Source organism: Paraburkholderia hospita (genome assembly GCF_002902965.1).
GTDB classification, from domain to species: domain Bacteria; phylum Pseudomonadota; class Gammaproteobacteria; order Burkholderiales; family Burkholderiaceae; genus Paraburkholderia; species Paraburkholderia hospita.
Genome location: NZ_CP026105.1, coordinates 2,464,814 through 2,484,334, shown reverse-complemented (window position 1 = coordinate 2,484,334; position 19,521 = coordinate 2,464,814). Strand labels below are relative to the sequence as shown.

At 62.1% G+C, this 19,521-nt stretch carries 18 protein-coding genes; 13 read left to right on the top strand and 5 right to left on the bottom strand.

Features of this window, described 5'->3' with window-relative positions:
* The first annotated feature begins 6 nt into the window (after window positions 1–6).
* Window positions 7–3,156 carry an error-prone DNA polymerase gene (locus C2L64_RS11230; RefSeq protein WP_007590392.1) on the top strand — a complete coding sequence of 1,050 codons (3,150 nt, stop codon included), beginning with the start codon at window positions 7–9 and terminating at the stop codon, window positions 3,154–3,156.
* A 24-nt stretch (window positions 3,157–3,180) separates the two neighbouring features.
* Here C2L64_RS11230 and C2L64_RS11225 read toward each other — a convergent pair whose 3' ends face one another.
* A complete protein-coding gene (locus C2L64_RS11225; RefSeq protein WP_007590393.1) occupies window positions 3,181–4,098 on the bottom strand; it encodes a dTDP-4-dehydrorhamnose reductase family protein in 918 nt (305 codons plus the stop codon).
* Between the two features lie 15 nt (window positions 4,099–4,113).
* Window positions 4,114–4,323 (bottom strand): heavy-metal-associated domain-containing protein, encoded by a 210-nt coding sequence (locus tag C2L64_RS11220; protein WP_007590394.1) that lies wholly within the window; start codon window positions 4,321–4,323, stop codon window positions 4,114–4,116.
* Between the two features lie 134 nt (window positions 4,324–4,457).
* On the opposite strand from C2L64_RS11220, the gene cueR reads away from it, so the two are divergent.
* The 4 genes from cueR (at window position 4,458) to C2L64_RS11200 (ending at window position 7,058) form a co-directional block, all read left to right on the top strand.
* Window positions 4,458–4,883: a Cu(I)-responsive transcriptional regulator gene (cueR, locus tag C2L64_RS11215; protein WP_007590395.1), complete on the top strand. Its 426-nt coding sequence runs from the start codon at window positions 4,458–4,460 to the stop codon at window positions 4,881–4,883.
* Window positions 4,884–5,164: 281 nt separating this feature from the next.
* Window positions 5,165–5,311, top strand: a complete 147-nt coding sequence (locus C2L64_RS11210; protein WP_007590397.1) for a DUF3563 family protein — start codon at window positions 5,165–5,167, stop codon at window positions 5,309–5,311.
* A gap of 202 nt (window positions 5,312–5,513) precedes the next feature.
* Complete coding sequence (locus tag C2L64_RS11205; RefSeq protein ID WP_007590399.1) at window positions 5,514–5,864, top strand: hypothetical protein; 351 nt, start codon at window positions 5,514–5,516, stop codon at window positions 5,862–5,864.
* 159 nt (window positions 5,865–6,023) lie between these two features.
* A complete protein-coding gene (locus C2L64_RS11200; RefSeq protein WP_007590401.1) occupies window positions 6,024–7,058 on the top strand; it encodes an ABC transporter substrate-binding protein in 1,035 nt (344 codons plus the stop codon).
* A 20-nt stretch (window positions 7,059–7,078) separates the two neighbouring features.
* On the opposite strand, the gene C2L64_RS11195 is transcribed toward C2L64_RS11200, so the two are convergent.
* Together C2L64_RS11195 and C2L64_RS11190 are read right to left on the bottom strand one after the other, a co-directional pair.
* A complete protein-coding gene (locus tag C2L64_RS11195) occupies window positions 7,079–7,924 on the bottom strand; it encodes a 23S rRNA (adenine(2030)-N(6))-methyltransferase RlmJ (RefSeq protein WP_007590403.1) in 846 nt (281 codons plus the stop codon).
* A 247-nt stretch (window positions 7,925–8,171) separates the two neighbouring features.
* The gene (locus C2L64_RS11190) at window positions 8,172–9,143 is read right to left on the bottom strand and encodes a potassium channel beta subunit family protein (RefSeq protein ID WP_007590407.1); all 972 of its coding nucleotides are present in this window, start codon (window positions 9,141–9,143) and stop codon (window positions 8,172–8,174) included.
* Window positions 9,144–9,358: 215 nt separating this feature from the next.
* Between C2L64_RS11190 and C2L64_RS11185 the strand changes: the two genes are divergently transcribed.
* Both C2L64_RS11185 and C2L64_RS11180 read left to right on the top strand, forming a co-directional pair.
* Window positions 9,359–10,156, top strand: coding sequence for a 3-hydroxybutyrate dehydrogenase (locus tag C2L64_RS11185; protein ID WP_007590408.1), 798 nt, complete (start codon window positions 9,359–9,361; stop codon window positions 10,154–10,156).
* Between the two features lie 37 nt (window positions 10,157–10,193).
* Window positions 10,194–11,444 (top strand): DUF3734 domain-containing protein, encoded by a 1,251-nt coding sequence (locus tag C2L64_RS11180; protein WP_007590409.1) that lies wholly within the window; start codon window positions 10,194–10,196, stop codon window positions 11,442–11,444.
* Window positions 11,445–11,548: 104 nt separating this feature from the next.
* Here C2L64_RS11180 and C2L64_RS11175 read toward each other — a convergent pair whose 3' ends face one another.
* Window positions 11,549–12,748: an amino acid aminotransferase gene (locus C2L64_RS11175; RefSeq protein ID WP_007590410.1), complete on the bottom strand. Its 1,200-nt coding sequence runs from the start codon at window positions 12,746–12,748 to the stop codon at window positions 11,549–11,551.
* 379 nt (window positions 12,749–13,127) lie between these two features.
* Here C2L64_RS11175 and uvrB point away from each other — a divergent pair, with 379 nt between their 5' ends.
* The 6 genes from uvrB (at window position 13,128) to C2L64_RS11145 (ending at window position 19,346) form a co-directional block, all read left to right on the top strand.
* Window positions 13,128–15,221 (top strand): excinuclease ABC subunit UvrB, encoded by a 2,094-nt coding sequence (uvrB, locus tag C2L64_RS11170; protein WP_007590411.1) that lies wholly within the window; start codon window positions 13,128–13,130, stop codon window positions 15,219–15,221.
* Window positions 15,222–15,616: 395 nt separating this feature from the next.
* On the top strand, window positions 15,617–16,165 hold the full coding sequence (locus tag C2L64_RS11165) for an iron transporter (RefSeq protein ID WP_007590413.1): 549 nt from the start codon (window positions 15,617–15,619) through the stop codon (window positions 16,163–16,165).
* 88 nt (window positions 16,166–16,253) lie between these two features.
* Complete coding sequence (locus C2L64_RS11160) at window positions 16,254–16,589, top strand: cupredoxin domain-containing protein (RefSeq protein WP_007590415.1); 336 nt, start codon at window positions 16,254–16,256, stop codon at window positions 16,587–16,589.
* Window positions 16,590–16,652: 63 nt separating this feature from the next.
* Window positions 16,653–17,498 (top strand): FTR1 family iron permease, encoded by an 846-nt coding sequence (locus C2L64_RS11155; protein ID WP_007590420.1) that lies wholly within the window; start codon window positions 16,653–16,655, stop codon window positions 17,496–17,498.
* Complete coding sequence (locus C2L64_RS11150) at window positions 17,495–18,904, top strand: 4Fe-4S binding protein (protein WP_007590421.1); 1,410 nt, start codon at window positions 17,495–17,497, stop codon at window positions 18,902–18,904. The genes C2L64_RS11155 and C2L64_RS11150 overlap by 4 nt, the downstream gene beginning before the upstream one ends.
* A gap of 34 nt (window positions 18,905–18,938) precedes the next feature.
* Window positions 18,939–19,346, top strand: a complete 408-nt coding sequence (locus C2L64_RS11145) for a GlcG/HbpS family heme-binding protein (protein WP_007590422.1) — start codon at window positions 18,939–18,941, stop codon at window positions 19,344–19,346.
* The last annotated feature ends 175 nt before the right edge of the window (window positions 19,347–19,521 follow it).

The following is a 19,521-nucleotide window of genomic DNA, read 5'->3' as shown; positions in this document are numbered from 1 at the left end:
CGCGCGATGGATACGACGTTCAACGCGTTGCCGGCCTACGCCGAGTTGTTCTGTTTCTCGAACTTCACGTTTTTGCATGGTGCGTCGCATGCGGAAGAACTCGCCGAGCGCGCGTTTCAGCTCGGTTATTCAGGGCTCGCCGTCACCGACGAGTGTTCGCTTGCGGGCGTCGTGCGCGCGCATGTGGCGGCGAAGGAAGTGGGCTTGCCGCTCGTGATCGGCTCGTACTTCCAGTTGCGCAACGCCGATGGCACGCCTGCGTTCGGCCTGATCCTGCTCGCGCAGAATCGCGAGGGCTACGGCAACTTGTCGGAGCTGATCACGGTTGCGCGCACGCGCGCGCCGAAGGGCGAATATCGCCTCACGCCGCATGACCTGTCGCGGCCCGATCGCGAGCACGCGCATCTGCGCGGCATGCCCGATTGCCTGGCAATCCTCGTGCCCGATTTTCCGGCGAACGAAGAGGTGCTCGACGCGCAGATCGAATGGCTCGACGAGACGTTTCCCGGCCGCGCATGGGCCGGGCTCGTGCTGCATCAGCGTGCGATGGACGACATTCATCGCGGCGCGCTCGAATATGTCGCGGAGAAGCAGAACGTGCCCGTCGTCGCATTGGGTCACGTCGTGATGCATGTGCGCTCGCGCAAGCCATTGCAGGACACGATGACGGCGATCCGTGTCGGCAGGCCGGTGCATGAATGCGGCTACGAACTCGCGCCGAACGCCGAGCAGCATTTGCGCTCGCGCTTGCGCATCGCGAATCTGTATCCCGAACATACGATACGCGAGACCATCAGCGTGCTGTCGCGCTGCGCGTTTTCGCTCGACGAACTTCGTTATGAATATCCCGACGAACTCGTGCCGGAAGGCTACACGCCGACTGCGTATCTGCGCCAGGAAACGTACATCGGCGCGCAGTACCGCTTTCCCTCGGGCATTCCGTTCAACGTGCAGGAGCAGATCGAGCACGAACTCGCGCTGATCGCCGACCTCGGCTATGAGCCGTACTTTCTGACCGTCTATGACATCGTGCGTTATGCGCGCAGCCAGCACATTCTGTGTCAGGGGCGCGGGTCGGCGGCCAACTCGGCTGTGTGCTATTGCCTCGGCGTCACCGAGGTCGATCCGGCGCGCGGCAACATGTTGTTCGAGCGCTTCATCTCGAAGGAGCGCGGCGAGCCTCCCGACATCGACGTCGATTTCGAGCATCAACGGCGCGAAGAAGTAATCCAGTACATCTATCGCAAGTATGGACGCGACCGCGCGGCGATCGCGGCGGCCGTGTCGACGTACCGGCCGCGCGGCGCGTTGCGCGAAACGGGCAAGGCGCTCGGCATCGATCCGCAGATCGTCGATACCGTCGCGAAGTCGCATCAATGGTTCGATACGAGTCACGATCTGCTCAAGCGCTTCGAAGAGTCGGGGCTCGATCCGGAAAAGCCGCTGATTCAGGCGTGGGCGCGGCTTGCGTCGCAACTGCTCAATTTCCCGCGTTATCTGTCGCAGCATTCGGGCGGTTTCGTGATCAGCCGCGGCAAGCTCACGCGGCTCGTGCCCGTCGAGAATGCGGCGATGGCCGATCGCTCGGTGATCGAGTGGGACAAGGACGATCTCGAATCGCTCGGCTTGCTGAAGGTCGATGTGCTCGCGCTCGGCATGTTGTCGGCGATCCGGCGCACGCTGGATTTCGTGTCGGATCGCATTGGCGAGCGCTTCGAGATGCAGCACATTCCGCCCGAAGACAAAGCGACCTACGACATGATCTCGAGCGCCGATACCGTCGGCGTGTTCCAGATCGAATCGCGCGCGCAGATGAGCATGCTGCCTCGTCTGCGTCCGCGGACCTTCTACGACCTGGTGATCGAAGTCGCGATCGTGCGACCAGGGCCGATTCAAGGCGGCGCAGTGCATCCGTATTTGCGGCGTCGGCAGAAGCTCGAACCCGTCAGCTATCCGAGCGAGCAACTGAAAGTTGCGCTCGAACGCACGCTCGGCGTGCCGATCTTCCAGGAGCAGGTGATGCAGGTCGCGATTCTCGCGGCGGGTTTTACGCCGGGCGAGGCGGATCAGTTGCGTCGCGCGATGGCCGCATGGAAGCGCAAGGGCGGGCTCGAAAAATACTACGATCGCATCGTCAACGGCATGCGCGAGCGCGGCTACGAGCAGAGTTTTGCCGAGGCGATTTTTGAGCAGATCAAAGGCTTCGGTGAATATGGTTTTCCGGAGAGCCACGCGGCGAGTTTCGCGCTATTGGTCTATGCGAGCAGCTGGCTGAAATGCCACGAGCCCGAGGCGTTTCTCGCCGCGATGCTCAACAGCCAGCCGATGGGTTTCTATTCGCCATCGCAACTCGTGCAGGACGCGCGACGGCACGGCGTAATCGCGTTGCCCGTCGATGTGACGATCAGCGGCTGGGACTCGTCGCTCGAAGTGGTGGAGGGTAGCGCGCGTCCCGCCGTTCGCCTCGGCCTGTCGCTGCTGCGCGGCATGAAAGACGGCGCAGCCGAGCGTATCGAAAACGCGCGCGCGGTGCGGCCATTCGGAAGCGTTCACGATCTCGCGCGCCGGGCGCAACTCAACCGGCGTGACCTGCACGTGCTCGCCGACGCGAATGCGTTGTCGTCGCTGGCGGGCAACCGGCGCGAAGCGTTGTGGCATTCGGTGGACGCCGTGCCCGACAAGGACATGCTATCGGTTGCCGCCGTTCAGGACGATACGCCCGAACTCGGTGCGCCGTCGGAGGCGCAGGACATCGTTGCCGATTACCGCTCGGTGGGACTGACGCTAGGCCGTCATCCGCTGGAGTTGCTGCGGCCCGCGTTGCTGGAACAGCGTCTGATGCCCGCGTCGACGTTGCGCAACTATCGCAATGGCAGGCTCGCGCGCGGCTGCGGCATCGTCACCGTGCGGCAGCGGCCGGGAACGGCCAAGGGCGTGCTGTTCGTGACGATCGAGGATGAGACGGGCAACGTCAACGTGATCGTGTGGCCGAGTTTGCTGGAAAGACAAAGGAAAGAAGCGCTCGGCGCATCGCTGCTCGCCGTGTACGGCACGTGGCAATGCGAAGGCGAAGTGCGGCACCTGGTGGCGCAGCGGCTCGTCGATATGTCGCATCTGCTGGGCGGCTTGCAATCGATGAGCCGCGACTTCCACTGACTTTCTACAGCGCTCGATGCAGCGCTAACCGCGCCACGGAAATTGCGCGAGCACGTCGCGTATCGCCGTATCGAACGGCGTGCGCCGGCCGATGCCGAGCGTTTCGAGCCGCGTCGAATCGAGATGACAGTTGTGCGGGCGCGGCGTCGCATCCGTTGGCGTGTGCTGCGGCGTCAGTTGCGCGTCGATCTGCAACGCGCTGGCGAGACGCTGCGCGATGTCGTACTTCGTCATCGGCTCGTCGCCGGACCACTGGACCGTGCCGCACACCGCTTCGTCGCGCGCGTGCCACTCCAGCAACTGACGCACGACGACGGCCACGTCGGGCGTATACGTCGGATAGCGGATCGCCCACGCGTCCATCACGGCGGCTTTCACTTCGGACGAAGCTGTACGTGCCGACGCGGCAATCGCGGGCACGAGGCTCGTCACAGCCGACTCCTGCCAATCGACGATCGGCCCGAACAGCAGCGGCAAGCGCAACACGCAGCCGAGATCCGTCGATTCGGCGAGCGCCTGCTCACCCTCCAGTTTGCTGCGGCCGTAGGCGTTGATCGGCGACGGCGTGGCGTCGTAGCGATAGGGCGGTTGCGTGCCGTCGAACACGTAGTCGGTGGAAATGGACAGCACCCACGCGCCGTGCCGCCGCGCCGCCAATGCGATCACGCGCACGGCATCCACGTTCAGCGCACGCGCGAGCGCCGGATCGTGCTCGCACACGTCCGGACGCCGCTCGGCTGCCGCGATGACGAGTGCGTCCGGCCGCTCGCGATCGACGAACTGCGCGACGGCGTCGGCATCGCGAATGTCGAGCGTGACGCTTTGCCCGAAGGGACGGCTGAAGGTCGTCTGCACGAGCTGCCAGTCCGGCTGCTGCGTCAGTTCACCAACGATCGCGCGTCCCAGCAAACCCGATGCGCCAATAACGGCCACCTTGAACATGCGCGTGTTCTCCGCTCAGTTGCCGTCGACGCCAACGACCGTGTAGCCGGCTTCGTCGATGGCGGCCTTCAGCGTATCGATGGACGCGGCCGACTGAATGGCGACCTTGCCCGCCGGCAGGTCGACCTGAACCTGGGCGCCTGCGTCCTGTTCCTGGATGGCGCGCGTGACGGCGGCGACGCAATGCTGGCAGCTCATGCCTTCTACCTTGAATTCGATGCTCATGCTTTTCCTCTAGCTGGTAAGTCCTGCAACGGTTGAATTATGCCTGTCGACCGGCAACTACATGATTGACCTTCCCACTGTGGGAAGGTCAAGAATCATGCAACATATCGTGAAGGCAGAGTGGGGAACGAGCGATGAATATTGGTGAAGCGGCCCGTGCGTCGGGCGTGACGGCGAAAATGATCCGCTATTACGAGAGCGTCGGATTGCTCGCAGCGAAGGAGCGCACACAGGCGGGATACCGGGTTTACGGAACGCAGGAAGTCCATTCGCTGCGGTTTATCCGTCAGGCGCGGCGCCTGGGGTTTCTGGTTGAGGATATTCGCAAGCTGCTTGCACTGTGGAACGACCGGTCGCGTGCGAGCGCGGAGGTGAAGTCGATTGCATTGGAGCATGTTGCCGAACTGAACCGCCGTATCGCCGAATTGACCGAGATGCGCGACACGCTCACGCATCTTGCCGACCATTGCCATGGCGATGACCGTCCGGATTGCCCGATTATCGAAAGCCTTGCTGCTGTGGATTCGACGCCGGCTGCGCCGCATTGTCACGGGCATTGAAAAACAGTGGCGCAGCGTTGTGAGCAATCGCGACTTTGGCACCAAGATGGTGCCAAAACGGTGCATTGATCGAACGATTTTTCGACGAATCTCAAAAAAACACTGGAAATCAATGGTTTGACTGTGAAATTAACATGCACCATTCCAAAACGGAATGCACGTCATTCGTGCAATTCACTGGCAAGGTTTCACCAGAAGGCTATAATCCGGGTTAACCCTTCTACGGGAAATCCCTGATGCCCAATTCACCGGGGATTCTTAACTGATCCTTGGAGTTCATCATGTTTGCATTTGTAATCGAAAAGCTGAGCAACTGGTTTGAAACTGCTGAACGTACCCGTCGCGAGGCTTACCTCGCAGAATCGTCGGATATCGTCCAGCTCGAACAGCGTATCCGCGCGCTCGAAACCAGCGGCTACTCGCTGTAAGTCGTTCGCCCCGGCTCGCGCGGCAGTGATGCGCCGCGAGCCCCGGTTGCAAGATCAAGCCCCGTCATGCGGGGCTTTGTCACATCTGGAGCCAGTGGATTGCGCTACGCTGGTCGCCGGCGACTAGCTCAAATACCTGCACCGCGGTAAGGTATGATGTTTTCGCGATAACCGGCATTCCTACAAACATTCCGGGGCGCCCATGTTTTCAGACCACTCGATTCATCTGCTGCGATTCGCAGCGGCTGTCGTGCTGCTGGGGGCAGCATCGACGGCATTTGCCGCTTCGCCGACGAGCCGGCCCCCGCTGGTTCTCGACACGCAAGCCGGCATCAGCGACGGCCAGGGCGGCACTATCCTGACGACGGGGCCGCTGTCACACAGCCGCATCGTCGAGGCACAGCCGATTGCCGCGCCTGAGGAACTCGCGCCCAACGGGGCGCCGCCTTACATCGTGGCGCCATATATTCAGGTGCCGGGCGCCACGCAGGCTCCCTATCCCAATCCGTCGACGCCGCAGCCGCGTCCGCGATACGTGCCGCATTCGCAATAGTTCGGCCTGGCGCGGCGACTCGTTTCATTATTCGGGTTTCGGCGCATGGCGCGCACTACGTCCTCAGATGACAATCGCTGCGCGATCATCGCTCGGGGTGTGCATTCCACGCGTCCCACGCAGCGAGACGAACAATTCGAACAAAACAGGAGACAACGAATGCGCGACCTCTGGTTTAGTCGTGCCGCAACTGTGTGCGCGGCGCTGCTGGCACTTGCGGCGCACCCTGCCATCGCAAAGGAAACACCTGAAAAGCCGGCGCTCACAATGGCGGTCGGCGGCTTGCCGGGTCTCTACTACCTCCCTGTGCTAACGGCCTCGCGACTGGGCTTCTTCAAGGACGAAGGACTGGACGTGACGCTCGAGGATTTCGCGGGCGGATCGAAGGCGCTCGAAGCGGTGGTGGGCGGCAGCGCGGACGTCGGCGCGGGCGCCTACGAGCACACGATCTTCATGGCGGCGAAAGGCCAGCACTACCGCGAGTTCGTGCTGATGGGGCGCGCACCGCAAATCGCCGTCGCGGTGACGAAAAGCAAAGCCGACACGCTGAAGTCGCTGGCTGATTTCAAAGGCGCGAAGGTGGGTGTGAGCGCGCCCGGTTCGTCGACCGATCTCGTGCTGACCGTCGCGTTGCGCAAGGCCGGCGTGCAACGCAGCGATATCTCGGTGATTGGCGTAGGCAGCGGCGCGACCGTGATTTCCGCAGTGAGCAACGGACAGGTCGATGCGCTGTCGAATGTCGACCCGATGATGACGAAGCTGCAACGCTCGGGCGATATCAAGGTGCTGGTCGACACGCGCACCGTGAAGGGCACGCAGGAAGTGTTCGGCGGGACGATGCCCGCGGCGACGCTCTACGCATCGGACAGCTTCATACAGAAGAATCCGAAGACGATACAGGCGTTGGCGAATGCAATCGTGCGTGCGGATCGCTGGCTTCAGACGGCTAGCGATGACGACATCGTGAAGATGGTGCCGCCACCCTATCTGCTCAACGACAAGGCGCTGTACATCGAGGCGTTCCACAACGTCCGCGAGGCTTACTCGCCCGATGGCCTGATGCCGGCCGACGGACCGCCCACGGCATTGCGCGCGCTCGCTTCATTCGATACGCGGCTCGATGCGTCGAAGGTCGATCTGAAGGCGACCTATACGAACGACTTCGCTCGCAAGGCGGCCGAGCAGGTCAAGTAGCCGCATACCCGTTGGGCCGCTCAATCGCCGCGATGCTCGATCTTGAACTGCGCGGCCTTGTCCAGGCCCAGCACCTCGACGAGCCACGGCAGCGTTTCCTTCAGCATCTTCGCCAGCGTGTAGGGCGGATTCAGAATGAACATGCCGCTGCCGAAGAGCCCAAAGCCGTCGGTGGGCGGGTTGCTGACGGTTAGCGAAACATGCAGCCAGTTCCTGTCCTGCAGCCGTTTCAACTGGTCGGGAAAGCGCTGCGATTCCGGTCGAGCGACTTGCGGATACCAGACGGCATACGTTCCCGTCGCAAACCGCTTCAGACTTTCTTCGACGCAATTCAGCGTGCGTCCGTAGTCGCGCTTGTCTTCATAGGAGGGATCGACGAGCACGAGCGCGCGACGTGGCGCCGGCGGCAGTAGCGGCTTGATGCCGTCGAAGCCGTCGCCCGAAAAGAGCATCGCGCGACGACCCGCGTCGCGGAAGTTGTGACGCAGCACGTCGATCTCGGTGCTGTGCAACTCGAACAGACGCATGCGGTCCTGCTCGCGCATCAGACGCCATGCGAGATAGGGCGAGCCCGGGTAGTAGCGCAATTCGCCATCGGCATTCAGCGCGGACACTTCATCGACATATTCCGCAAGCATGGGCGGCAAATCCTTGCGATTCCACAGTTTCGCAATGCCCGTTTCGAACTCCCCGGTCTTGGTCGCGTAGCCTTCCTTCAGCGAATAGACGCCTGCGCCCGCGTGCGTGTCGATGTACCAGTACGCCTTGTCCTTTTGCCCGAGGTAGCGCAGCAACTGCACGACGACAGCGTGTTTCAGGACGTCGGCGTGATTGCCTGCGTGGAAAGCGTGGCGGTAACTAAGCATGGCAATGAAGGCGCTAGTGAAGAAGCGAATTACGCGGTCGCCGTGCGGGACGAATGCCGATGAGAACACTGCGCAAAGCGCATTGCCTCGGCTTTCGGCCGCGCGGCCGCAAGGTCAAACGTCGGGGCTGCGTATTGTACGCGAGGTACGCGAGCGGACCGACCCGCCCGCCGCCGTTCTTTCGCCGCCCATTCGCCGCGACAGGCCGCATCCATCATTTGTACGGCCTGCGCAGCGTGTCCAACGGTCACTGATAAGCGTCGCCGACGATCGCTTCGATCTTCTCCTTGAGCTCCGGCGTGATCTGCGCGGCCACGTCCTGCGCCTTCATGTTTTCCGCGATCTGCTCGACACGCGACGCGCCAGTGATGATCGTGCTGACGTTCGGATTCGTCAGGATCCACGCGAGCGCCAGTTGCCCGATGGTGCAGCCGAGTTCGTCCGCGACTTCTCCGAGCCTGCCGACCACGCTGTTCTTGCCTGAGTCGGTCAGCTCCTTGCGCAGCCAGTCGTAGCCTTGCAGTTCCGCGCGGCTGCCGGCCGGCACGCCGTTGCGATACTTGCCCGTAAGCAGACCGGAAGCGAGCGGGCTCCAGGTCGTAAGGCCGAGACCGATATCTTCGTAAAGCCGGCGATACTCCTGCTCGACGCGCTTGCGATGGAACAGGTTGTATTGCGGCTGCTCCATCACGGGCTTGTGCAGATGATGCCGCTCGGCGATCTCGTATGCCGCGCGAATTTCATCGGCGCTCCATTCGGACGTGCCCCAGTAGAGCGCCTTGCCGCGCGTGATCATGTCGCTCATCGCCCACACGGTTTCTTCGACGGGCGTGTTCGGGTCAGGACGATGACAGAACACGAGATCGACATAATCGAGCTGTAAACGCTTGAGCGAGTGATCGATCGCATTCAGCAGATACTTGCGGTTGAGCGTGTGGTACTGGTTGGGCGCTTCGTTGAGCCCCCAGAAGAACTTGGTCGAGACGATGTAGCTCACGCGCGGCCAGTTCAGTTCTTTCAGCGCTTCGCCCATGATCTGCTCGGACTTGCCGCCCGCGTAGACTTCGGCGTTGTCGAAGAAATTCACGCCCGCGTCGCGCGCGGCCGCCAGCGATTCCCGCGCGGCGCGCCGGTCCACCTGATTGCCGTAAGTCACCCATGAGCCGATGGACAGCTCGCTGACTTGCAGGCCGGAACGGCCGAGACGTCGGTAGTTCATCCAGATCTCCTTTTGTGAATGTCGTAGCCGGAACCCCACACATTAATCCGAATCGGGAAGACGTGCCTTTGGGTGTGTAGTTCGCGTAGCTTCATGCACAATAGCGGAGTCGGCCGCAGCGCAGCAATAGACCGGACGGCATATACCATTCAGCCAGCTTTACGGTGCCTGCGCGCCATGTTGTCATTGCTCAATCAACTGCATGGAGGTTCTGGATGTCGTCATCTAACGATAGTCTGAAAGGCAAGGTTGCCGTCGTCACGGGCGCGGCGAGCGGCATCGGCAAGCAGATCGCGTTGACGCTCTCCGCGGCGGGCGCGGCGATCGCAATCGCGGACCTGAACCAGGACGGCGCGAACGCCGTCGCCGAAGAGATCAACAAGGCGGGCGGCAAGGCGCTCGGCGTCGCGATGGACGTCACGAACGAAGACGCCGTCAATCAGGGCATCGACAAGGTCGCGGCCGAACTCGGCTCAGTAGATATCCTGATTTCAAATGCCGGCATTCAGATCGTTAATCCGATCGAAAACTACTCGTTCTCGGACTGGAAGAAGATGCAGGCCATCCACGTCGACGGCGCCTTCCTCACCACGAAAGCCGCGCTCAAGCACATGTACAAGGACGATCGCGGTGGCATCGTGATCTACATGGGCTCGGTGCATTCGCACGAAGCATCGCCGCTGAAGTCGGCTTATGTGACGGCCAAGCATGCGCTGCTCGGTCTTTCGCGCGTGCTCGCGAAGGAAGGCGCGAAACATAACGTGCGCTCGCATGTCGTCTGTCCGGGCTTCGTGCGTACGCCGCTCGTCGACAAGCAGATTCCCGAGCAGTCCAAGGAACTGGGCATCAGCGAGGAAGAAGTGGTCAAGCGCGTGATGCTCGGCGGCACCGTGGACGGCATTTTCACAACGGTCGAAGATGTCGCGCAGACGGTGCTGTTCCTGTCGTCGTTCCCGACGGCCGCGCTCACGGGGCAATCGTTCATCGTAAGCCACGGCTGGTATATGCAATGAACGCGCAATAAACGCACAAAAAGCGAGGAGGGTGATGATGGCGCAACGCGATTCACAACGGAGTGTGAAGCGGGCACGCGCCGGCGGTGCCGGCGCGGGAGAAAGCGAGCAGGCGGGCACGGCGTCCGGCGTTCGCGCCAGTCATCACGCGGCGCTGCCTCAGTACGAGACCATCGCGCTGATGCTGCAAGGCGGCGGCGCGCTAGGCGCGTATCAGGCTGGCGTGTATCAGGGGCTCGACGAGGCGGGCATCCTGCCCAACTGGCTAGCGGGCATTTCAATTGGCGCGCTGAACACGGCGATCATTGCGGGTAATGCGCCCGAGCATCGCGTCGAGAAACTGCGCGAGTTCTGGGAGACCATCTGCCAGCCGGCCTATGGTCCGCCCATGCCGCCTGCCCTCGAACAGGCTTTCTTCAATTCAAACGACACGGTACGCAAGGCGTTCACTGCGATGCAGGCAGTCGGCGCGCTCGTCGACGGGCAGAAGGGCTTTTTCACGCCGCGTTTTCCGCCGCCGTTGCCCGCCGTTTCCGTTCCGCCGCAACTCGCGAGCTATTACGACACGACACCGCTCAAGGCGACGCTCGAGCGGCTATGCGATTTCGACCGGATCAACTCGAAGGAAGTGCATGTCTCGGTTGGCGCCGTGAATGTGCACACGGGCAACTTCGCCTATTTCGACAATGCCCATAAGACGCTGAAACCGGAGCATTTCATGGCGTCGGGCGCGTTGCCGCCGGGCTTCGGAGCCGTCGAGATCGACGGCGAGTACTACTGGGACGGCGGACTGATGTCGAACACTCCGCTGTACGAGGTCGCGCAAGCCAGTCCGCGCCGCGACACGCTCGCGTTTCAGGTCGACTTGTGGAGCGCGCTGGGTCCCGTGCCGGACAACATCACCGATGTGCAAGGCCGGATGAAGGACATTCAGTATTCGAGCCGCACGCGCCTCGTCACGGACACGATGCAGCGCACGCAGCGCTTTCGGCATGTGCTGCGCGAAGTGCTCGATCGCGTGTCGCCCGAGCATCGCGGTGATCCATGGTGCAAGCTTGCCGAAGAGCTATCGTGCTCGAAGCGTTACAACATTGTTCACCTGATCTACGGCAACAAGGAATACGAAGGGCACTACAAGGACTTTCAGTTCGGCTTGTCGACGATGCGCCAGCACTGGGAAAGCGGCCTCGAAGACATCCGCAATTCGCTTGCGCAGCCTGGCTGGCTCGATATGCCCGACAACGATGCGGCCTTCGTCACGCACGACATTCACCGCGACTTGCGTTGAGCGCGTTCTTTACGTCAACGGCATGAAAAAAGGCGCTCGAAACGAGCGCCTTTTCAATCGCAAGCAGTATGAGACGACGTTTCGCGCCGTCTCGCTCGCAATGCTTACTTCAGGACAGCGGCAACCGCGTTAGCCACAACGTCCAGGTTGCGCGTGTTCAGCGCGGCCACGCAGATACGGCCCGTGCTGACGGCGTAGATGCCGAACTCTTCGCGCAGACGGTCCACTTGCGCAGCTGTCAGACCCGAGTACGAGAACATGCCGCGTTGCGCGTTGACGAAGCTGAAGTCGCGGTCGATGCCCGCTGCCTTCAGGCGCTCGACGAGACCATTGCGCATCGCGCGAATGCGGTCGCGCATCTCGCCCAGTTCCGTTTCCCAGGTAGCGCGCAGTTCCGGCGAGCCGAGCACGGCCGCGACGACGGCGCCGCCGTGCGTCGGCGGGTTCGAGTAGTTCGTGCGGATCACGCGCTTGAGTTGCGACAGCACGCGCGCCGCTTCGTCCTTGCTGCCCGTGATGATCGACAGCGCGCCGACGCGCTCGCCATACAGCGAGAACGACTTCGAGAACGACGACGACACGAACACGTTCAGTTCCGATTGCGCGAACAGGCGCACCGCAGCTGCGTCGGCGTCGATGCCGTCGCCGAAGCCCTGGTAGGCGATGTCGAGGAACGGCACGAGTGCGCGCGCCTTCACGACTTCGACCACCTGCTTCCACTGGTCGACCGTCAGATCGACGCCCGTCGGGTTGTGGCAGCACGCGTGCAGCACGACGACCGTGCCCGCCTCGTAGCTGTTGAGCGCCGACAGCATGCCTTCGAAGTTCACGCCTTGCGACTTCGCGTCGTAGTATGGGTACGAGACGACTTCGAAGCCCGCGCTTTCGAACAGCGCGCGGTGGTTCTCCCAGCTCGGATCGCTGATCGCGACCTTCGATGCCGGATTGACGCGCTTCAGGAAGTCCGCGCCGATCTTCAGCGCGCCCGTGCCGCCCAGCGCCTGTGCCGTGACGACACGGCCAGCGGCGATCAGCGGCGAATCGTTGCCGAGCAGCAGTTTCTGCACGGCTGCGTCATAGACGCCGATACCTTCGATGGGCAAATAGCCGCGCGGCAGTGCCGCTTCGATGCGTGCCTTTTCTGCTTCACGCACAGCGCGCAGCAGAGGAATCTTGCCTTCTTCATTGGTATACACGCCAACGCCAAGATTGACCTTGGTGGTGCGCGTATCTGCGTTGAAAGCTTCGTTCAGGCCCAGAATCGGGTCGCGGGGAGCGAGTTCGACAGCGGAGAACAGAGACATGATGATTCGGCAGTAGTGAAAAGAGGGACGACTTCGGATGCTGCTAGGAACCGTATGCACCGTGTGGCGACCGGGTTCGGCAATTGCGGCGGAAAGTCCTGGTCCAGGTTCCGGCGACGCTTTCAACCGACGGCCGCGCTGGCGCGCAACGCGCCATTGTAACGAATCTCGCCGGGGTTTTTGATATCGGCGGGGCCTGTGAACGGATTAATTTGCAATGAAAACAGCGATCTGGCGATGTTTTCATGCCGCGTTCGCATCAATCCGGGCGCAACAGCGGACGTGCGCCGGCTGCGTCCTGGGCGTCCGGCGAGGCGTCAGCCCGCCTGTTCGCAAAACGCTAGAATAGTCGTTTGCTCCCGGCCGAGGTGCCGCTTCCATGTCCGAACATCATCTGAGTGAAGTCCACGACGCTCTCGACGAATCCAAATTCGTGACGTTCGAGGGCTCCCCGTTCCGGCTCTATCAACCGTATCTGCCCGCGGGCGACCAGCCGACGGCGATCGACACGCTTGTCGAAGGCGTCGAGGACGGTCTGTCGTTCCAGACGCTGCTCGGCGTGACGGGCTCCGGCAAGACCTTCACGATGGCGAACACGATCGCGCGGCTCGGCCGGCCGGCCATCGTCTTCGCGCCGAACAAGACGCTGGCCGCGCAGTTGTACTCTGAGTTTCGCGAGTTTTTTCCGCGCAACGCCGTCGAATACTTCGTCTCGTACTACGACTATTACCAGCCGGAAGCGTACGTTCCGCAGCGCGATCTGTTCATCGAAAAGGACTCGTCGATCAACGAACACATCGAGCAGATGCGTCTGTCCGCAACGAAGAGCCTGATGGAGCGGCGCGACGTCGTGATCGTCGCAACTGTATCGGCGATCTACGGTATCGGTAATCCGTCGGAATATCACCAGATGATTCTGACGCTGCGTACGGGCGACAAGATGGGGCAGCGCGACATCATCGCGCGTCTGATCGCAATGCAGTACAACCGCAATGAAGCTGACTTCGCGCGCGGTTCGTTCCGCGTGCGCGGCGACACGATCGATATTTTCCCCGCCGAGCATGCGGAAATGGCGGTGCGCGTCGAACTGTTCGACGACGAAATCGATACGCTTCAGCTGTTCGATCCGCTCACGGGCCGCGTACGTCAGAAGATTCCGCGTTTCACCGTCTATCCCTCGTCGCACTATGTGACGCCGCGTGAGACGGTCATGCGCGCCGTCGAGACGATCAAGTCCGAGCTACGCGACCGGCTCGAATTCTTCTACGGCGATGGCAAGCTGGTCGAAGCGCAACGGCTCGAGCAGCGCACCCGCTTCGATCTGGAAATGTTGCAGGAACTGGGTTTCTGCAAGGGCATCGAGAACTACTCGCGGCATTTCTCGGGTGCCGCGCCCGGCGAGCCGCCGCCGACGCTGGTCGACTACCTGCCCTCCGACGCGATGATGTTCCTCGACGAATCGCACGTGCTGATCGGCCAGTTGAACGGCATGTACAACGGCGATCGCGCGCGCAAGGAAAATCTCGTCGACTACGGCTTCCGGCTGCCGTCCGCGCTCGACAACCGGCCGCTCAAGTTCAACGAGTTCGAGCGCAAGATGCGCCAGGTCGTGTTCGTGTCGGCGACGCCCGCCGACTACGAGAAGAAGACGGCGGGGCAGGTGGCCGAGCAGGTCGTGCGCCCAACAGGCCTCGTCGATCCGGAAATCGAGGTGCGGCCGGCGCGCACGCAGGTCGACGACGTGCTGGCCGAGATCAACGAGCGCGTGAAGGCGGGCGACCGCGTGCTCGTCACGGTGCTGACCAAGCGCATGGCCGAGCAACTGACGGAGTTTCTCGCCGATCACGGCGTGAAGGTGCGCTATCTGCACAGCGACATCGACACCGTCGAGCGCGTCGAAATCATTCGCGACCTGCGGCTGGGTACCTTCGACGTGCTGGTCGGGATCAACCTGCTGCGCGAAGGGCTGGACATTCCCGAAGTGTCGCTCGTCGCGATTCTCGATGCCGATAAGGAAGGCTTCCTGCGCGCCGAGCGTTCGCTAATCCAGACGATTGGCCGGGCCGCGCGTAACGTGAACGGCAAGGCGATTCTCTACGCGGACAAGACTACGGATTCAATGAAGCGCGCGATCGACGAAACCGAGCGGCGGCGCGCGAAGCAGATCGCGTTCAACACGGAGCGGGGCATCGTGCCGCGCGGCGTGGTGAAGCGGATCAAGGACATTATCGACGGCGTCTACAACGTCGACGAAGCACGCGCCGAGCTGAAGGAGCAGCAGGTTCGTGCGAAGTTCGAAGACATGTCCGAAAAGCAGATCTCCAAGGAGATCAAGCGGCTTGAGAAGCAGATGATGGAGCACGCGAAAAATCTCGAATTCGAAAAAGCGGCTCAGATGCGCGACCAGCTTGCGTTGCTGCGCGAGCGGGTGTTCGGCGCGAATGTCGGTGATCATCTGACGGGCACGGACTAGCTTCCGTCCACGTTTCCGCCGTTGCGGGGAAGGCTACGAGGCGCGGCGCTTTGCCGCCGCGCATGTCGCTCCATGTCTCACCCATGTTCAGCCGCGACGCCATCGCGGCGCCTTGCCGCAAACGGCGCGAAAACTTCGCTTAAGCTTTGCGTAAGACCCTGTCGCAGCAAGGCTTTCGACGCTTTCGCATTTGTTTCTCCTCCCGAACAGTGATAAACTGGTTCAAGTATTGAGAATGGTTCGCATTACCGTTCGTTACTGCTTTCGCACTTGCGTTGGCGGCATCGGACAATTCGCGAAAGACGTGAAGACCACGCGCTTGCGAGACCTCTTCAACGCGCCTTTCCGAGTTCGGCTTTTCGTTACTTCAGTCTAAAAAAACCAAAGGAGTTTCAATGCGCGTTTCGTCAATCTTGAGCGGCGGAGTAGCTGCCCTCGCTGCCGTCGCCGCGATGTCGGCGTCGGCCGCTGAATATCCGATCGGCAAGCAGCAGATCCGCGGCGGGATGGAAATCGGCGCCGTCTATCTTCAACCGATCACGATGGACCCGGAAGGCATGATGCGCAAGGCGTCGGATTCTGACGTGCATCTGGAGGCCGACATCCATGCAGTCAAGAAGAATCCGACTGGGTTCGCAGAAGGTGACTGGATGCCTTATCTGCAAGTGCACTACGAACTGACGAAGCCGGGTTCGAGCTATGACCAGAAGGGCGACCTGATGGCGATGGTTGCCGACGACGGTCCGCACTACGGCGACAACGTCAAGCTCGCCGGCCCGGGCAAGTATCACCTGAAGCTGATCGTGGAACCGCCGATGCAGGAAGGCCACATGGCATTCGGCCGTCACGTCGACAAGGAAACGGGCGTGGGCCCGTGGTTCAAGCCGTTCACGCTCGAATACGACTTCACGTTCGCGGGAATCGGCAAGAAGGGCGGTTACTGATCGGTGTCGATCGCATCGCGATCCCTGATGCCGTGACGAGCGGCAGTGAGCGGCGCGTGAGAGCGCGCCGCATTTTTAGGAAGGGTGCATGAGAGTCAATCAGAAGCTTGCCGTTCTCGCGATGGCGGCATCGTTCTTCGGCGTGGCGCACGCCGCCGAGGAAGCCGTGACGTTCAAGCTGGAAATGACGGACGGCAAGCTGACGCCGGCGCGTATCGAAGTGCCTGCGGGCAAGCGCATCCGGATCGAAGTGAAGAACACGGGTAAGGGCGCGGCGGAATTCGAAAGCGTCGAGCTGCGCAAGGAAAAGGTTCTGGCGCCGGGCGCCGAATCGGTGGTCGTGATCGCTCCGCTCGATCCCGGCACCTACAAGTTCTTTGATGATTTTCATCAGCAGGCGCAGGGCGTGATCGTCGCCAAGTGACGTCGCGGCAGCACGAGCCGTAACACGGACGCGCGGCGTCCACTGAAGTGGTTGGAGGTTTCGATGGGTCAGGTAGTGTTCATCGTTTGGCGGGAAAGCGTCGAGGCGCTGCTCGTCGTCGGCATTCTGTACGCGTGGCTGAAGAATGGCGACGAACAGGCGCGTCACGGTCTGCCGTATCTGTGGGCGGGCGTGGCAGCAGGCATTCTGGCCGCGATCGGCCTGGGCGCCGCGCTGGTCGGGTTCACCGAAGTGCTGTCGGGCGATGCGCAGGATTATTTCCAGACCGCGATGGTGCTGGTCGCCTGCGTGCTGATCGTGCAGATGGTGATCTGGATGAAGTCGCACGGGCGCACGCTCAAGCGCGACATGGAAAAGTCACTGCGGCAGAGCACGCAGAGCGCGAACTGGTGGGGCGTCGCCGTGCTGGTCGCGCTGGCGATCGCACGCGAGGGTAGCGAGACGGTGATCTTTCTGTACGGCCTCGGTTTCGGCCAGTCGGGTCACGTGGGCATGAGCCAGATTCTTGCCGTGCTGCTGGGCCTCGGTCTCGCATTCATCACGTTTTACCTGCTGCAACTGGGCGGCAAGATCTTCTCGTGGCGGCTGTTCTTCCGCGTCACCGAAATCATGCTGCTGTTTCTCGGCGCGGGCCTGTTCCAGACGGGCGTCGACAAACTGATCGACAAGGAAATCCTGCCGACCATCGCTGACCGCATATGGAACACGTCGATGATTCTCGACGACTCCAGCACGTTCGGCTCGCTGGTCGCGACGCTGACGGGTTATCGCGCGCATCCGGCGCTGATGAACCTGATCACGTACGCGCTGTACTGGGTCGTCGTGTGGTATCTGATCCGTCGTTCGAAGCGCGTTCCCGCGCAACAGACGGCAGGGCGCGCGGCATGACGACGGCAGTCGCAAATCGCCGCAGCCGGCTTGCAGAAGCCGGCAACTGGATGCAGCGCCACGGCGCTGCCATCCGCGGTATTCAGTGGGTCGTCGTTGCCGTCTACGCTTTTCTGATTCTCGTGCCCGCGTTCACCGAACTGCCGGGCGACACCGCGCATCTGTGGAACAACCTGACGCTCGCGGCGCAGTTCGTTTTCTGGGGCATCTGGTGGCCGTTCGTGCTGCTGTCGATGGTGATGCTCGGGCGGGTCTGGTGCGGCGTGCTGTGTCCCGAAGGCGCGCTCGCGGAGTTCGCGAGCAAATACGGACGAGGCTGGGCGATCCCACGCTGGATGCGCTGGGGCGGTTGGCCTTTCGTCGCCTTCGGTCTGACGACGATCTACGGCCAGATGGTCAGCGTCTATCAGTATCCAAAAGCAGTCTTGTTGGTGTTAGGCGGATCGACATTCGCCGCGATGATCATCGGGTTGCTATACGGTAGAGAGAAGCGCGTCTGGTGTAAGTACCTGTGCCCCGTCAACGGGGTTTTTTCGCTTTTGGCGCGTCTCGCGCCGTTCCACTACAAGGTCGACGAAGAGGCGTGGCGCCGGTCGTACAAGGAAGGCGAACACGGCCACCGCGTGATCCCGATCAACTGCGCGCCGCTCGTGCCATTGCGCAACATGAAGGGCGCCTCTGCCTGCCACATGTGCGGCCGCTGTAGCGGACACCGCGACGCGATTGCGCTGACGTGGCGCAAGCCGTCGACGGAAGTGGTGAATCTCGGCGACAAGCAGGCGAGCGCCTGGGACACCGCGCTGATCCTCTACGGCCTGCTCGGCATCGCGATCGGCGCATTCCACTGGACGGGCTCGCCGTGGTTCATCGACATCAAGCAGTCGCTCGCGACATGGCTCGTCGATCACGACATCATGTGGCCGCTCGACACGAACGCGCCGTGGTTCCTGTTCACGCATTATCCGGAACAGAACGACGTGTTCTCGTGGCTCGATGGCACGATGATCATCGCCTACATCCTCGCAACGGGCGTGGTCTACGGCACGGTGCTGCTCGCGTTGCTGGCGGGCGCGACGCGCACGCTGGGACGCTTCGACATGACGCGCCTGCATCATCTCGCGCAAGCGCTGATTCCGATTGCGGGCACGGGCGTGTTCCTCGGCCTGTCGGCGACGACGCTGTCGCTGCTGAAGGCCGAACATGTGCCGCTCGACTGGGCGTCGGACGTTCGCATCGCGATTCTCGTGATCTCGAATGCGTGGAGCGCGTGGCTCGCGTGGCTCGTGACGCGCCGCTACACGGCGCGGGTTTTCCAGCGCGCGCTGTCGGTGGTATGGTTCATGGCAGCACTGGCCGTCGTCGATAGCGCGTGGTGGCTGATGTTCTGGTACTGGCCGGCACATTGATCGGCGGCGCGCCGCGTACCCGAGCGAGGCGCCTGTGAGAACCAAACCCGTATTGACCGACGAAGACGTCAGCAAGATGGCCGCCGCGGCGCACGCGCATGCGGCGACGAATCACTGGACCGTGACGATCGCGATTCTCGACGACGGCGGTCATCTCCTTCACCTGCACCGAATGGATGGCGCGGCACCCGGCACGGTCGACATGGCGACCGCGAAAGGGCGCACAGCCGCGCTCGGGCGCCGCGAAACCAAGGTCTACGAAGACATCATCAAGCAGGGGCGCATCGCGTTTCTGAGTGCGCCGCTCGCCGCGTTCGTGGAAGGCGGTGTGCCCATCGTCGTGGAAGGCGAGACGGTGGGCGCGATCGGCGTATCGGGCGTGAAATCGGAGCAGGATACGGCGATTGCACGCGCGGGCATTGCCGCGCTCGAACTGCGCTGACGGTTCCCGCGCGGGTCGCAAAAGACAAAAGCCGTGCAGATGTTGTCATCTGCACGGCTTCGCTTCTGTCATCGATGAACGTTGCGCGATTCATAAGCGCGCACGTCGCGGTGAGAACCAAAAAAAGCGGCCTGGCTTGCTTCGACGGCTGGCTTGGTGTCTGCACGAAGGGGTC

What these genes read in the sequence shown, in the direction of transcription:
- C2L64_RS11230 (WP_007590392.1), top strand. Translation starts at nt 7, where the DNA reads ATGGATACGACGTTCAACGCGTTGCCGGCCTACGCCGAGTTGTTCTGT.
- C2L64_RS11225 (WP_007590393.1), bottom strand. Translation starts at nt 4,098, where the DNA reads ATGTTCAAGGTGGCCGTTATTGGCGCATCGGGTTTGCTGGGACGCGCG.
- C2L64_RS11220 (WP_007590394.1), bottom strand. Translation starts at nt 4,323, where the DNA reads ATGAGCATCGAATTCAAGGTAGAAGGCATGAGCTGCCAGCATTGCGTC.
- cueR (WP_007590395.1), top strand. Translation starts at nt 4,458, where the DNA reads ATGAATATTGGTGAAGCGGCCCGTGCGTCGGGCGTGACGGCGAAAATG.
- C2L64_RS11210 (WP_007590397.1), top strand. Translation starts at nt 5,165, where the DNA reads ATGTTTGCATTTGTAATCGAAAAGCTGAGCAACTGGTTTGAAACTGCT.
- C2L64_RS11205 (WP_007590399.1), top strand. Translation starts at nt 5,514, where the DNA reads ATGTTTTCAGACCACTCGATTCATCTGCTGCGATTCGCAGCGGCTGTC.
- C2L64_RS11200 (WP_007590401.1), top strand. Translation starts at nt 6,024, where the DNA reads ATGCGCGACCTCTGGTTTAGTCGTGCCGCAACTGTGTGCGCGGCGCTG.
- C2L64_RS11195 (WP_007590403.1), bottom strand. Translation starts at nt 7,924, where the DNA reads ATGCTTAGTTACCGCCACGCTTTCCACGCAGGCAATCACGCCGACGTC.
- C2L64_RS11190 (WP_007590407.1), bottom strand. Translation starts at nt 9,143, where the DNA reads ATGAACTACCGACGTCTCGGCCGTTCCGGCCTGCAAGTCAGCGAGCTG.
- C2L64_RS11185 (WP_007590408.1), top strand. Translation starts at nt 9,359, where the DNA reads ATGTCGTCATCTAACGATAGTCTGAAAGGCAAGGTTGCCGTCGTCACG.
- C2L64_RS11180 (WP_007590409.1), top strand. Translation starts at nt 10,194, where the DNA reads ATGGCGCAACGCGATTCACAACGGAGTGTGAAGCGGGCACGCGCCGGC.
- C2L64_RS11175 (WP_007590410.1), bottom strand. Translation starts at nt 12,748, where the DNA reads ATGTCTCTGTTCTCCGCTGTCGAACTCGCTCCCCGCGACCCGATTCTG.
- uvrB (WP_007590411.1), top strand. Translation starts at nt 13,128, where the DNA reads ATGTCCGAACATCATCTGAGTGAAGTCCACGACGCTCTCGACGAATCC.
- C2L64_RS11165 (WP_007590413.1), top strand. Translation starts at nt 15,617, where the DNA reads ATGCGCGTTTCGTCAATCTTGAGCGGCGGAGTAGCTGCCCTCGCTGCC.
- C2L64_RS11160 (WP_007590415.1), top strand. Translation starts at nt 16,254, where the DNA reads ATGAGAGTCAATCAGAAGCTTGCCGTTCTCGCGATGGCGGCATCGTTC.
- C2L64_RS11155 (WP_007590420.1), top strand. Translation starts at nt 16,653, where the DNA reads ATGGGTCAGGTAGTGTTCATCGTTTGGCGGGAAAGCGTCGAGGCGCTG.
- C2L64_RS11150 (WP_007590421.1), top strand. Translation starts at nt 17,495, where the DNA reads ATGACGACGGCAGTCGCAAATCGCCGCAGCCGGCTTGCAGAAGCCGGC.